This window comes from Paenibacillus sp. GP183 (assembly GCF_900104695.1).
In the GTDB taxonomy this organism is placed as follows: domain Bacteria; phylum Bacillota; class Bacilli; order Paenibacillales; family NBRC-103111; genus Paenibacillus_AI.
Window position 1 is genome coordinate 202,603 of the sequence record NZ_FNSW01000001.1, and the last position, 13,404, is coordinate 216,006.

A 13,404-nucleotide genomic window follows, 5' to 3' on the forward strand; every position below is an offset into this window, starting at 1 on the left:
AACATGGGCATTTGGATTCTTAACGGATACACGGTGGATGCAAACAATATACAAAGGAAACAACATATATATATTGAAAATGGGCTGATCAACCAATTGATCAGCGGCGAGGAAGTTCCTCACACAGAGGGTCACACCGTCATTGATGCGGCTGGCAAGCTGGTTTCCCCAGGCTTCATCGATATGCATGTGCATCTTCGCGAACCCGGATTTGAGCACAAAGAAACCATTGCGACCGGAACGAAGTCCGCTGCAAGAGGTGGTTTCACGACAATAGCCTGCATGCCCAATACAAGACCGGTAATCGATACAATCGAGACTGTGCAGTATGTACTGGATAAGGCCAGGACTGAAGGCAGCGTGAGAGTGCTGCCTTACGGGTGCATCACGAAGAATCAGCTTGGACGCGAGCTCACGGACTTTGCCGCGTTGAAGCAAGCGGGAATCATCGGGTATACGGATGACGGAGTGGGCGTACAAAGCGCGCAGATGATGAAGGATGCGATGAAGCTGGCAGCTTCCCTAGGAATGCCCGTCATAGCCCACTGCGAAGACAACACGCTTGTGGAAGGAGCGCCGGTTAGCGAAGGTGCTTTTGCCGACAAGCACGGCCTCAAGGGCATACCGAACGAGTCGGAAGCGATTCATGTCGGCCGCGATGTGCTGCTCGCTGAAGCGACAGGTGTGCACTATCACGTGTGCCATGTCAGCACCGAGCAGTCGGTTCGGCTTATCCGCCATGCGAAGCAGCACGGCATTAAGGTAACGGCCGAGGTATGCCCGCATCATCTGGTGCTCTCCGATGAAGACATCCCCGGGCTCGACGGGAATTGGAAAATGAATCCTCCGCTGCGAACGCCTCGAGATGTGCAAGCGGTTATTGAGGGTTTGGAGGATGGAACGATTGATATCATCGTCACGGATCATGCGCCGCACAGCGAGGAAGAGAAAGCCAAGGGCATGATGCTCGCGCCATTCGGTATTCTCGGGTTTGAAACAGCGTTCCCGCTGCTGTACACGAAGTTTGTATTGACGGGCAAATGGACGCTGGGCTTTCTATTGAATCGAATGACGGCCAAGCCCGCAGAAGTATTCTCACTGCCATGGGGCAAGCTCGAGGTTGGCAGTCCTGCGGATGTAACGATCCTTGATCTTGACGCGAAAGCGCAAGTGAATAAGGAATCCATCGTTTCGAAAAGCAAAAATACACCGTTTATCGGCTGGGAGCTGCAAGGCTGGCCGGTAGTAACTATAGCTTCAGGCCAAATCGTTTGGTCGTAAAAAACACGATTGACAAATGCGAAGGAGTTGAAGAACATGCAGGCAAGATTATTACTCGAAGACGGTACTCTTTTTACAGGCACATCATTCGGCAGCGAAGGCAATTCTGTCGGCGAGGTTGTGTTCAATACAGGAATAACCGGGTACCAAGAGGTTCTATCCGACCCCTCCTATTGCGGTCAAATCGTGACCATGACTTACCCTTTGATCGGAAATTACGGCATCATCCGCGATGATTTTGAATCGGTGCGGCCTTTCATCCATGGATTTGTAGTCAGAGAGCATGAAGAAGCTCCGAGCAATTGGAGAGCCCAATATACGATTGGAAGCCTGCTGAAGGAATACGGCATCATTGGGATCAGCGGCATCGATACCCGTATGCTTACCCGCAGAATCCGCCATCATGGCACCATGAAGGGTATTCTTACCACAGCCGGCCATTCGGTTGCTGAATTAGCTGAAATGCTGGGCCAGACTCCGCTTATGACGGATCAAGTATCAAGGGTATCGACTAAAAGCGTGTTCGGTGCTCCAGGGTATAAAGAGAGAGTGGTTGTCGTTGATTTCGGCGCAAAAAGCGGGATTATCCGTGACCTGTCGAAGCGTGACTGCGACATAGTCGTCGTTCCACAAGATACTACGGCTGAACAAATCCGCAGATTGGCACCTGACGGCATCATGCTGTCCAACGGACCTGGGGATCCTAAGGATGTGCCTCATGCGGTTCAAATGGTGCGCGACCTGATCGGTGAATTCCCGATCTTCGGCATTTGCTTGGGGCATCAGCTCTTCGCGCTGGCTTGCGGCGCCGATACGGAAAAGCTGAAGTTCGGCCACCGCGGCGGCAACCATCCGGTCAAAGACCTGGCCTCCGGACGCTGCTATATTACTTCGCAAAACCATGGCTATACGGTAAAAGAAGACTCGATCGCGGGTACGGACCTTATCGTAACGCATATCAATAACAATGACCGCACTATAGAGGGACTGCGCCACAAGAAGCATGCCGTGTTCTCTGTGCAGTATCATCCCGAGGCGGCTCCGGGTCCTTTTGACTCCAGCTACCTGTTCGATGACTTTATCGCCATGATTCGCCAGTTCAAGCAGGACCATCCGCAGTTACCGCGTCAGGCGCAAATGCTTGCAGCTTCCAAGGCAGCCGCGTTATCCACATCTGAGAAGGGGGAACTGCACTATGCCAAAAAGTAAAGATTTGAAAAAAATTCTTGTGATCGGTTCCGGTCCCATCGTCATCGGCCAAGCGGCAGAATTTGACTATGCCGGCACACAGGCTTGTCAGGCTTTGAAAGAAGAAGGCATGGAAGTTATTTTGATCAACAGCAATCCGGCTACGATCATGACCGATACCAACATGGCGGATAAAGTATACATTGAACCCATTACGCTTGAATTTGTGACCCAGATCATTCGCCAGGAGCGTCCGGACGGACTGCTTCCAACGCTAGGCGGTCAGACGGGCCTTAACATGGCAGTTGAGCTGGCGCGCGCAGGAGTACTGAAAAGCGAGAATGTGAAGCTTTTGGGTACGCAGCTAACGGCCATTGAGAAAGCGGAAGACCGCGATCTGTTTCGTGATTTGATGCGAGAATTGGAGCAGCCGGTGCCGGATAGCGTGATTGTGACGACCGTCCCGGAAGCGATGGATTTTGCTCGGGAGATTGGTTTTCCAATCATTGTTCGCCCAGCTTACACCTTAGGCGGCACAGGCGGAGGTATCTGTAATACCGAAGAGGAGCTGCTCGAAACCGTAGCTTCCGGTATTCGTTACAGCCCGATTGGCCAATGTCTCGTGGAAAGAAGCATCGCAGGCATGAAGGAAGTCGAGTATGAGGTCATGCGCGACGCCAATGATAACTGTATCGTAGTCTGCAACATGGAGAATTTTGATCCGGTGGGTGTACATACGGGGGACAGCATCGTAGTGGCACCCAGCCAAACACTTTCTGACCGCGAGTATCAAATGCTGCGTTCCGCATCGCTGAAGATCATCCGCGCCCTCAATATCGAAGGCGGCTGCAATGTGCAGTTCGCACTCGATCCGCAAAGCTTTCAATACTATGTCATTGAAGTCAATCCGCGGGTGAGCCGCTCTTCTGCCCTCGCCTCCAAGGCTACAGGTTACCCGATTGCCAAAATGGCGGCAAAAATCGCCATCGGTTATACGCTGGATGAGTTGATGAATCCGGTGACAGGGCAAACATATGCCTGCTTTGAGCCGACTCTGGATTATATCGTATCGAAAATCCCACGCTGGCCGTTCGACAAGTTTACTGCTGCGAACCGCAAGCTGGGGACACAAATGAAAGCGACAGGCGAAGTGATGGCCATTGGCCGCACCTTCGAGGAATCCATCCACAAAGCTATTCGCTCTTTGGAGATTGGTGTTCATCGCCTGTTTCTGAAGGAAACCAATCTGTTGGATCAAGAGACATTGGAATTGCGCTTGGTGAAGCCGGATGATGAGCGTATGTTCCTGATTGCCGAAGCTTTTCGCCGGGGCTACACGGTCGACCAAGTGCAGGATCTAACCAAGATTGACTGGTGGTTCTTGAACAAACTGGAAGGTTTGATCAAATATGAAACTAAGATAGCTGCCGGAGAATTGACTCCTGAGCTAATGTTCGAAATCAAACGCAAAGGCTTCACGGATCGTGCCATTGCAGAAATTCGCAGCTTGGCAGGCACATCCTCTTATACGAAAGAAGCGGATGTCCGCGAACTGCGCCTTGGGCTAAACGTTAAGCCGGTTTACAAAATGGTAGATACCTGTGCAGCGGAATTCGAAGCGTCAACGCCTTACTATTATTCAACCTATGAAGTTGAAGACGAGGTTACCGATACCGCTAAGGAAAAGGTCATCGTCCTCGGCTCCGGTCCAATCCGGATCGGCCAAGGTATCGAGTTTGATTACTCGACGGTTCATGCGGTATGGGCCATTCAGGCCGCCGGCTATGAAGCGGTAATCATCAACAATAATCCCGAAACCGTGTCAACGGATTTCAACACGTCGGATCGTTTGTACTTTGAACCGCTGTTTTTTGAAGATGTGATGAACGTCATCGAGCGCGAAAAGCCCTTGGGCGTTATCGTGCAATTCGGCGGACAAACAGCGATCAACCTTGCGGCTCCGCTTTCCAAGGCAGGGGTTAATATTCTGGGCTCCAGCCTGGAAAGCATCGATTCCGCAGAGGATCGCAAGAAGTTCGAGGCTCTGCTCACCAAGCTGAACATTTCCCAGCCGCCTGGCGGGACTGTAACTTCTGTGGATCAAGCTGTAGGTGTGGCTTCCCGGTTCGGTTATCCCGTGCTGGTTCGCCCCAGTTATGTACTTGGCGGACGTGCCATGGAGATTGTCTACTCGGATTCGGAGCTTCTGAGCTATATGGAATATGCGGTCAAAATCAATCCGGAACATCCAGTGCTGATCGACCGTTACATGCTGGGTAAAGAAGTCGAGGTCGATGCGATTTGCGACGGTGAGCATGTGCTGATCCCCGGGATCATGGAGCACATCGAACGAGCAGGAGTTCACTCCGGTGACTCCATCGCGGTTTATCCTCCTCAGACGCTTTCGGATGAGCTTAAGCATGAAATTGTAACCATCACGACGGAAATTGCCAAAGAATTGAAGGTGCTCGGATTGGTCAACATCCAATTCGTCATCCTTCAGAATAAGGTTTACGTTATCGAAGTAAACCCGCGCTCTTCCAGAACGGTGCCCTTCCTTAGCAAAGTAACGAATATCCCGATGGCGAATGTAGCGACACGAGTGATTCTTGGACAAAAGCTGACTGATATGGGTTATCCGAGCGGCTTATGGCCTGAGGATAAATATATTTCCGTCAAGGTGCCTGTATTCTCCTTCGCCAAGCTTCGCCGCGTGGACACCACACTCGGACCGGAGATGAAATCTACCGGCGAGGTTATGGGTCGCGACGTAAATTTTGCCAAAGCTTTGTATAAAGGCTTGATTGGCGCAGGGATGAAAATTCCGGCTGCCGGCTCGATCGTAGCTACAGTAGCAGATAAAGATAAAGATGAAGCCGTCGAGATTTTCTCCGGGTTTTATCGACTAGGCTACAAAATCATCGCCACAGGCGGAACTGCCGCAGCGCTTGAAGCAGCCGGCATTCCAGTAACTACCGTGAACAAGCTGAGTGAGGGATCGCCGAACATTCTGGATCTCATCCGCAGCGGGCAAGCCCAATTCGTCGTCAATACGCTGACCAAAGGCAAAACGCCTGAGCGCGACGGTTTCCGCATCCGCCGTGAAGCGGTTGAGAACGGTGTCGTGTGTATGACGTCGCTGGATACGGTAAGAGCCTTGATGAACATGCTCGAGTCGGTCAATTTCTCCTCGAGAGCGATGCCTGCCCATGTCTAAGCTGAAGCTGAGCAATCGGGCAGAAGCGGCGGGTCGTATTATGGTCGCGCTTGACTATGCGTCGGCAGAAAGCGCTGAGCAGTTGATCAAGCAGCTGGAGGGGATTCCCTGCTATGTGAAAGTGGGGATGCAGCTTTTTTATACGGCTGGCCCCGATTTCGTAAGGCGTCTAAAAACGAGAGGCTATAAGATATTTTTGGATCTGAAAATGCACGACATCCCCAATACCGTCAAAGGCGGCGCCGAGAGCGTCGCCAAGCTGGGTGTGGATGTATTTAATGTGCATGCAGCCGGAGGCAGGCAGATGATGGAAGCCGCTATGGAAGGCGTAGACAAAGCTCTGACCGGTTTTCAAGCGGGAACGGTGACTCGACCGTTGGTTATTGGCGTCACCCAACTGACCAGCACTAATGAGCAGGTATTGAATCAAGAGATCGGCATTGCCGGTTCCGTAGAAGAAGCCGTGCTGCGATATGCTGTTCTAGCCAAGGAAGCGGGGCTTAACGGTGTTGTCGCTTCTCCTCTGGAAGTGCTCCGGATCAAAGCCGCTTGCGGGGACTCCTTTGTCACCGTGACCCCTGGGATTCGTCCTGCTGGTGCCGATGTTGGCGATCAGTCAAGAGTGATGACGCCGAGGGAGGCCTTTGAGCAGGGGACGGATTATGTGGTTATCGGCCGACCGATTACGGCTTTCCCCGATCCGAGGCAAACGCTTGAAGGAATTATCGATTCCATCGTTGCAGAATCGTAGCTTTATGCGCAACAATTATGAAGGAGTTGACCCGATCAAACATGAGTGATCTCGAACATTTGTCCAAGCAGATTGCAGCTTCATTACTGCAAATTGGAGCCGTTACACTTCGTCCGTACCAACCCTTCACATGGACATCGGGTCTGAAGTCACCGATTTACTGCGATAATCGCTTAACGATGTCCTATCCAGACATTCGTGAACAGATCGCAGATGGATTTGCGGCTTTGATTCGTGAGCAGTATCCGAATGCGGAAGTTATTGCAGGCACCGCGACTGCCGGTATACCCCATGCAGCATGGGCAGCGCAGAAGCTGAAGCTTCCGATGATTTATGTTCGGGACAAAGCGAAAGGGCACGGCAAAGAGAATCTGATTGAAGGATCCGTAATGCCTGGTCAAAAGGTTGTTGTGATCGAGGATTTGATCTCAACTGGGGGAAGCTCATTAAAAGCGGCATTGGCTGTCAATGAAGCAGGTGCAGAGGCGTTAGGCGTACTGGCAATTTTCACCTATCAGTTGGACAAGGCGTCCGATGGTTTCAAAGCTGCAAATATGCCCTTGCAGACGCTGACCAACTATTCGCAGCTGCTCGAAGCGGCTGTAGAACTGGGTCACGTTAAAGAACAGGATCTTGATTTGCTTCGTTCATGGAGAGAAAATCCGGCAGCATTTGGCGTGTAGGTTTGAGGTTGAAATAGCAAGTCCGTAACATTGATGGCAGACTTTCAATAAAACCAGAGGTAAAATGATGCCTCATGTACCGTGACCGGACGCTGGAACGATGAAAAACATCTTTCCAGCGCCGGTTTTCTTTTTCTAGTGTTCTGGAAGAATGAAAAACAATCTTCCAGGGGTAAAAAGAGGTCCCTTGCGGCATGACCGGACTCTGGAACGATGAAAAACATCTTTCCAGTATCTGGTTTCTGTTTCGTGTGCTCTGGAAGAATGAAAAACACACTAAGCTTGCATCAAACCTGACATGAAAATATTGTTCTCATTAATTCCTATTTATGGAATAAATTGATGTTATTTCGTGGATAAAAAACAAAAAAGCCCTTATTGTTGAATTGACGGCGTGTTATCCATCATTTCTCCAATAAGGAGCTTAACCATGGATAACGTTAAAGATATTCGCGTCATTTGTCAATGCCTACGTACTCTCAATGTTTCAGGTTATCGTTCTGTACTCGACGATCATCGAACCCAAAAGTTGTTTTCAGGTACGGCTATCGAGCTTCATGTGATCGCTCAATTGCTGCAACTCCCTACGTATGATGTCATTACCGAACAATTGCGTGCGCATCCGCAATTGCAACAAGCGATCGGCCTGGAGTCCATCAGCAGCGCACAGCTTTCTCGCAAAACGAATAGCTTATGCACCCAAACCCTACAGCAGATCTTCTTTCAACTCATCAGCCAAATCGACCAGAAAACGAAGTCGGGGGCTGGAATTACGCCGAACATTGGGCGTCTGCATATCATCGATGCTACGGACATTTCCCTTCCCGCTTTATTAGGCAGTTGGGCTCGCTGTGGGTCGCGAAAAACAGGGGTTCGTCTTCATGTTCGTGTGGTTGTTGCAGATCCTGACACCGTATTCCCGGATAAGGTCATTGCTTCTACGGTCAATGTACGGGAAAATAAGGTCGTGCTAGATATGGTTGTGGAAGATGATGTCACCTATGTCATGGATCGGGGTTATGAAAGCCTCCCTAATTTCCAAACCTGGATAACGGACAATAAGCTTTTCGTGGTGCGTGTGCGGGATCGAACACATCTATATCCCATTAGCGGTAGTGAACGTAAGAGTGTGGCAAGCGTTGGGCCACTCCGGCTGCTTCAGGATGTGGATGTACTTACAAACAAGACCACAACTCCATTACGTCTGGTTGAATTTGAGGATGACAAGGGCCGCCGCTACCGGTTAATAACAAGTCGATGGGATTTAACTGCAAATGAGATTGCCTACATTTACAAGAATCGCTGGAAAATTGAGCTTTTCTTTAAATGGATGAAACAGCATTTGAAGCTAGTGAACCTGCATGGCTGCCAACCTGATTCAGTGTGGAACCAACTCTTTTTGTCCCTGATTGCTTTTGCTGTGAGTATGCTTGTAAAGCTAGCTTTGCAAACAGGAAAAAGTCAGTGGAACCTTTTACAACTGCTGCGAACGTACATGTACCACCCGTGGAAGGTGTTTAAGCAGGAGCTGAATCGACCACCCACGCGCCAGTCAAAAGGAAGACAAAAAGTGGACACGGCGGGAAGAGCCAAGCAAGAGTCGCAACGAATGATCTTACTTTAGGCCAAGATAAATGAATATTCCATTTTATGGAAATACGCGCTGTCTTAACTCCACTTTCCTTTTTTAGCTGTTACGGAAATTGAGTTACTGTAAAATTATTACTATTAAGTATTTTTTAATCAAAAACAAGCAAGTTAAGTGGTTAATGTGAAGTTTGATGCAAGCTTAGTGTGAAAAACATCCTTCCAGAACAATTAAAAGGGACTTAGGTATTGAAAGTGGGTTGAGTCATCCTTGCCATTTGTCCGTCGGTAATGACGGGCTTTTTTGTATCTATACAATGGTACACCTTGGGTTCAACCACTCAATTCTTTTCCTCAGCAAATTCCAGGGACTTCCCGGGTATTCTCAGAGGAATCAGTAAGGCCAATACCGAGATGCCGCCGATCACGACAAAGATTTGATGCAAACCCCCGGATAGTGCAGCTCTCATGGGGACAACCAAAGCTTCATGTATCGCTCTGGCTTCGGCCGGATCGAGCAATTTGTTCATATCCGCTTCGGGATGCTTGATCAAGAAGGCAGCTATAAAGCTGTTGAACAACGTAGCCAGAGCTGCCACGCCCATAGTTTGGCCAAGTCCGCGAATAAAGTTGTTTGCGCCGTTGGCGGCTCCACGAAGGTTCCAGTTTACGGAGGATTGAACGGAAAGGGTGAAGACGGTCAAAGCTAAGCCAAATCCAAGTCCTTGGATGCCCACAATGATATAAAGATAGAACAAAGGAGTAAAGGGCTGCATAACAGCCAACCCTACAAAACCTACTGCGAGGAAAACGATGCCGATCAGTGACGTCGATCTAGTTCCGATAGAAATGCCCAATTTGCCGCCTACTAAAGAACCTATGGGCCAGGTTAGAGACAATGGAATCAGCGCTAAGCCCGCTCCTGTTGCTCCATAGCCATAAATTCCTTGGACCCATAATGGTGAGTAAAAGGTGACTCCGGCTAACAGAATGTTCAAAACAAAACCGCCTAAATAGCTTATAACCAGCATTGGATTGCGAAATAAAGACAAAGGGAGCATCGGTTCCGGTGCTTGGCGTTCTATCCATATGAATGCTATAAAGGACAATACAACCAAACAGAGCAAACCTATGATCATTGGAGATATCCATGCATACACGGAGCCGCCTGTAAGCAGGGCATACATCAAGGCAGTCATGCTTATGGTGAATGTTAGCGCACCAACGTAATCAATCTGAAGCTTTTTGCTATCCGGATTCACATCTTCATGAAGATAACTTCCTATTAAAAATAAGGCCAACAGTCCGAATGGAATATTCATATAAAAGATCCATCTCCAGGAGACATAATCCACAAGAAAACCCCCGGTCATAGGCCCTACAACACCGGCAATACCCCAGACTCCGCTGATCATGCCCTGGATCTTGCCTCTTTCTTCAAAAGCATATAAATCTCCAACGATAGTAAAGGTTAGTGTCAGAATCGCCCCGGCGCCAATTCCTTGTACAGCCCGGAACCAGATGAGCTGTTCCATGGATTGGGCGAACCCGGCTAACATGGCTCCAAATAAGAAAATGAGAATGCCGACGGCGATGACTTTTTTTCGGCCGTACAGGTCTGCTAATTTTCCATAAATCGGGGTGGTTACTGCAGAGGTCAGAAGATAGATGGAGATCACCCAGCTAAAAAGGCTCAAGCCGCCAAGCTGTCCTACTATGGTAGGTATAGCTGTGCTGACTATAGTCCCTTCAATGGCTGCCAATAAAGTAACTACAAAAATGCCGATGGTGACATTACGCCGATTGGTTTGTTTGCTCATATCTGCTCCTCTGCATTTGTCTTTTTAAATTATAGGTATTCATGGAAACATTAGTCAACCTGAGAGGGCAGTGTTTCGGTCTGAAGACTGAGATGAAATCCATGCCGCAAAAATCAAGGCGAGATTCGAATGAAGGGACTCAGCTGGAAGCAGCATGGAGAGCAAATCAAGCAGGTGATCGGGGTACAGCCGCAATCCAGCGCCGCATACTCAGTTCTGGTTGAATCTCGTGATTTTGGCAGCATGGGGATTGGTTGCTTTCCTGATAGGTTGCAAGTTCTACAAATGGAATAGCGAGGTCAAGTAATAGAGAAAGAGAGTCCGGAGATGATCCGGACTCTCTTTTTACATAAATCAAGAATAGGAGGTTGTGGCAGGCCAAGATCCCTGAAGCTTGCGCAGTTGAATAATCTGTCCTGTGTGGTAAGCATTGTGTGAAATTAGGCTTGTCACCCAAAGCCCAATGGTTGTGCTTCCTAATGGGCGCTCAAAATCTTCTTTTTTCAAGCTTGCGAGAACCTCTCGGATTCCTCTATGCACTTTCTCCAAACGAACAAGAGTGTCCTGCCAGGCCGATTCTTCTTTGGAAGGCACGGCAAAGGTATCGTCGTTAGTGATTCCATCAGGATATTCGGATTCCGTACCCTTTAATCGCCCCAGCAGGCGTTCTTTGTAAAAGATCAAATGATGGACATTCTCCCAAATGGTGTTCACTGCCGCTCCTTCCGGCCGCCAATCGGCATTCATTGCGGTTACTCCCTGGAGGGCATCCAGTAAAGGAGGATACCAATCTTCCTTGTCATAGCAGTATTCCCATCCGTGCAACAGGAGCTCGATTTTATTCATTTTGTCCTTACCTCCTTGAAATAAGTTTACCTTTCTCATTACCCATCATTACATAAATGATCACAAGATTAACGGACCCTTTTACCGACGATAATCAGGTCGCGTTCGATACCGTCGAGTTCGGCGATCTGGGGCAGGTGTGCCCAGTTTTCGAAGCCGAAGCTTTGGAACAGCCTTAAGCTCGGGACATTATGCCCAAAAATAAAACCAAGCAATGTAGAAACATTCAGCTTGGGACAAGCATCAATGGCCTGTTGCAGCAAATACCGCCCGATGCCTTGCCCGCGGCTAGCCTCATCTACATAAATACTGACTTCAACGGTAGCTTGATAGGCTGGACGTCCATAGAAGGATTGAAAACTGAGCCATCCGCAGACGGATCCTTCTTTTTCCAGCACCCATAGAGGTCTAAAGTCTGCTGAATGCTCATGAAACCAATGCTCACGGCTGGTTACGCTGACGGGCTCCGTATCAGCAGTTACCATACGTCCTGCAACGGTAGAATTATAGATTCTTACAATAGCAGGTAAGTCTTCAAGAGAAGCGTCTCTTAGAATATGGCCATTGGTTGTCATAAAGATGTTCATTTCCTTTCTGTAGGGGAATTACCTTGTGTTTAAAGCTTAAGCCAGTAACGGCTGATAGTCGAAAGGCCTTTATGCCAATTTTCCAGATGAAAATGTTCGTTCGGCGCATGCAGATTCTCTCCCGGCAAACCGAAGCCAAGCATGACGACCGGTGCTTCGAGCAAACGTCCCAAAGCCTCAATAATCGGAATGGAGCCCCCACTTCGCATATAAACTGGCGCTGTTCCATAGGACTCCTCGTAAGCATCTGCAGCAGCAACCATCGTGGGATGATCGATGGGAGTGACAAATGGATTCCCGCGCAGCATACGATTCATGCGGATTGTGACTCCGCCCGGAGTATGATTCTTGATATGCTGCTCAACAGCATCCATAATCTCATCGGGTTCTTGCGCAGCTGCCAAACGGCAGGCCACTTTGGCGACGGCACGGTTTGGGATAATGGGCTTGATGCCTTCACCTTGGAAGCCTCCGGTTATAGTTGTGATTTCAAAGGTCGGTCTCGCTGAAGTTTGCTCATAGTAAGTATAGTCTTTTTCGCCAAATAAAGCGTTAACGCTCAATTCCTTTTTCACCTCGTTCTCATCTTTCTCGACAAGCTTGAAGGCTTCTCGTTCCTCCTTAGTAAGCTCAAGCACTTTATCATAGAAGCCATTCACGGCAACCCTGCCGTTATCATCATGGAAGGAGCTGAGCAGCCGTGACAATACATGTATCGGATTTTGCACACCGCCGCCATATAGTCCGGAATGCAGGTCGCTGCTTGCACCCTCCACCACAATTTCAAAAGCCGCGACACCGCGAAGCCCATACAAAAGAGCAGGCTTGCCTGGTGCATAAATCGATGTATCGGACACTGTAATTACATCCGCTTTCAGCTTGGCGCGGTGTTCTTCTACAAAGGGTGGCAGATTTGGGCTTGCGTTCTCTTCCTCGCCTTCTATACAGAATTTGATATTGACGGGCAGACTGCCTGTTTGTTGAAGAAAGGCTTCGACGGCTTTTATATGCATGAGAACCTGCCCTTTATCATCGGTAGCCCCTCTTGCAAAGATTTTGCCATCACGAATGTCAGGCTCGAACGGCGGCGTTTGCCACAATTCTAGCGGCTCGGCAGGCTGCACATCATAATGGCCGTACACCAGAACAGTTGGCTTGCCTGAGGCATGCAGCCAATCTGCATAAACGACGGGATGGCCGGCGGTTGGCATGATTTCGATGTTTTCCAGTCCGGCTCTGCTTAAAGCATCGGCTACCCAATCCGCACAGCGGCGAATATCAGGCTGATGCTCAGTCAATGCGCTGATGCTGGGGATTCGCAAAAATTCCTTAAGCTCTTCCAGGTGATCTTCGTAATTATCTTTAAAATAAGCTTCAATGGCTTTAATCATATTGCTTGTCTGTCCCCTCTGATGTGAAATTGTTCTATCTTTAAACTTCCCTA

Annotated in this window: 11 protein-coding genes; 7 read left to right on the plus strand and 4 right to left on the minus strand. The window is 49.1% G+C overall.

The features are described from left to right. The first annotated feature begins 3 nt into the window (after positions 1–3). The 6 genes from BLV33_RS00975 (at position 4) to BLV33_RS01000 (ending at position 8,744) form a co-directional block, all read left to right on the plus strand. Positions 4–1,281, plus strand: a complete 1,278-nt coding sequence (locus BLV33_RS00975) for a dihydroorotase (RefSeq protein ID WP_090787146.1) — start codon at positions 4–6, stop codon at positions 1,279–1,281. A 36-nt stretch (positions 1,282–1,317) separates the two neighbouring features. Further along, positions 1,318–2,490, plus strand: coding sequence for a glutamine-hydrolyzing carbamoyl-phosphate synthase small subunit (gene carA / locus BLV33_RS00980; protein WP_090787149.1), 1,173 nt, complete (start codon positions 1,318–1,320; stop codon positions 2,488–2,490). Beyond that, the gene (carB, locus tag BLV33_RS00985; protein WP_090787154.1) at positions 2,477–5,686 is read left to right on the plus strand and encodes a carbamoyl-phosphate synthase large subunit; all 3,210 of its coding nucleotides are present in this window, start codon (positions 2,477–2,479) and stop codon (positions 5,684–5,686) included. The genes carA and carB overlap by 14 nt, the downstream gene beginning before the upstream one ends. Continuing rightward, entirely contained in the window at positions 5,679–6,437 is a 759-nt protein-coding gene (gene pyrF / locus BLV33_RS00990; protein ID WP_090787156.1) for an orotidine-5'-phosphate decarboxylase, read from the plus strand. The genes carB and pyrF overlap by 8 nt, the downstream gene beginning before the upstream one ends. A 41-nt stretch (positions 6,438–6,478) precedes the next feature. Further along, positions 6,479–7,120: an orotate phosphoribosyltransferase gene (gene pyrE, locus BLV33_RS00995; protein ID WP_090787159.1), complete on the plus strand. Its 642-nt coding sequence runs from the start codon at positions 6,479–6,481 to the stop codon at positions 7,118–7,120. A gap of 430 nt (positions 7,121–7,550) precedes the next feature. Beyond that, positions 7,551–8,744, plus strand: a complete 1,194-nt coding sequence (locus BLV33_RS01000; protein WP_090787168.1) for an IS4 family transposase — start codon at positions 7,551–7,553, stop codon at positions 8,742–8,744. A 304-nt stretch (positions 8,745–9,048) separates the two neighbouring features. On the opposite strand, the gene BLV33_RS01005 is transcribed toward BLV33_RS01000, so the two are convergent. Beyond that, positions 9,049–10,527 carry an MDR family MFS transporter gene (locus tag BLV33_RS01005; protein WP_090787171.1) on the minus strand — a complete coding sequence of 493 codons (1,479 nt, stop codon included), beginning with the start codon at positions 10,525–10,527 and terminating at the stop codon, positions 9,049–9,051. Positions 10,528–10,656: 129 nt separating this feature from the next. Between BLV33_RS01005 and BLV33_RS29105 the strand changes: the two genes are divergently transcribed. Next, positions 10,657–10,821: a hypothetical protein gene (locus tag BLV33_RS29105; RefSeq protein ID WP_171908965.1), complete on the plus strand. Its 165-nt coding sequence runs from the start codon at positions 10,657–10,659 to the stop codon at positions 10,819–10,821. Positions 10,822–10,881: 60 nt separating this feature from the next. On the opposite strand, the gene BLV33_RS01010 is transcribed toward BLV33_RS29105, so the two are convergent. From BLV33_RS01010 to BLV33_RS01020, 3 genes are all read right to left on the minus strand, one after another. After that, positions 10,882–11,373 (minus strand): DinB family protein, encoded by a 492-nt coding sequence (locus BLV33_RS01010; protein WP_090787174.1) that lies wholly within the window; start codon positions 11,371–11,373, stop codon positions 10,882–10,884. 68 nt (positions 11,374–11,441) lie between these two features. Further along, the gene (locus tag BLV33_RS01015; protein ID WP_090787177.1) at positions 11,442–11,948 is read right to left on the minus strand and encodes a GNAT family N-acetyltransferase; all 507 of its coding nucleotides are present in this window, start codon (positions 11,946–11,948) and stop codon (positions 11,442–11,444) included. A 41-nt stretch (positions 11,949–11,989) separates the two neighbouring features. Beyond that, entirely contained in the window at positions 11,990–13,351 is a 1,362-nt protein-coding gene (locus tag BLV33_RS01020) for a dipeptidase (RefSeq protein WP_090787180.1), read from the minus strand. Between the last annotated feature and the right edge of the window lie 53 nt (positions 13,352–13,404).

Excerpts from the sequence above, each read along its gene's own strand:
- pyrE (WP_090787159.1), top strand. The coding sequence starts at position 6,479 with ATGAGTGATCTCGAACATTTGTCCAAGCAGATTGCAGCTTCATTACTG.
- BLV33_RS01000 (WP_090787168.1), top strand. The coding sequence starts at position 7,551 with ATGGATAACGTTAAAGATATTCGCGTCATTTGTCAATGCCTACGTACT.
- carA (WP_090787149.1), top strand. The coding sequence starts at position 1,318 with ATGCAGGCAAGATTATTACTCGAAGACGGTACTCTTTTTACAGGCACA.
- carB (WP_090787154.1), top strand. The coding sequence starts at position 2,477 with ATGCCAAAAAGTAAAGATTTGAAAAAAATTCTTGTGATCGGTTCCGGT.
- BLV33_RS29105 (WP_171908965.1), top strand. The coding sequence starts at position 10,657 with ATGAAGGGACTCAGCTGGAAGCAGCATGGAGAGCAAATCAAGCAGGTG.
- BLV33_RS01005 (WP_090787171.1), bottom strand. The coding sequence starts at position 10,527 with ATGAGCAAACAAACCAATCGGCGTAATGTCACCATCGGCATTTTTGTA.
- BLV33_RS00975 (WP_090787146.1), top strand. The coding sequence starts at position 4 with ATGGGCATTTGGATTCTTAACGGATACACGGTGGATGCAAACAATATA.
- BLV33_RS01020 (WP_090787180.1), bottom strand. The coding sequence starts at position 13,351 with ATGATTAAAGCCATTGAAGCTTATTTTAAAGATAATTACGAAGATCAC.
- BLV33_RS01010 (WP_090787174.1), bottom strand. The coding sequence starts at position 11,373 with ATGAATAAAATCGAGCTCCTGTTGCACGGATGGGAATACTGCTATGAC.
- BLV33_RS01015 (WP_090787177.1), bottom strand. The coding sequence starts at position 11,948 with ATGACAACCAATGGCCATATTCTAAGAGACGCTTCTCTTGAAGACTTA.
- pyrF (WP_090787156.1), top strand. The coding sequence starts at position 5,679 with ATGTCTAAGCTGAAGCTGAGCAATCGGGCAGAAGCGGCGGGTCGTATT.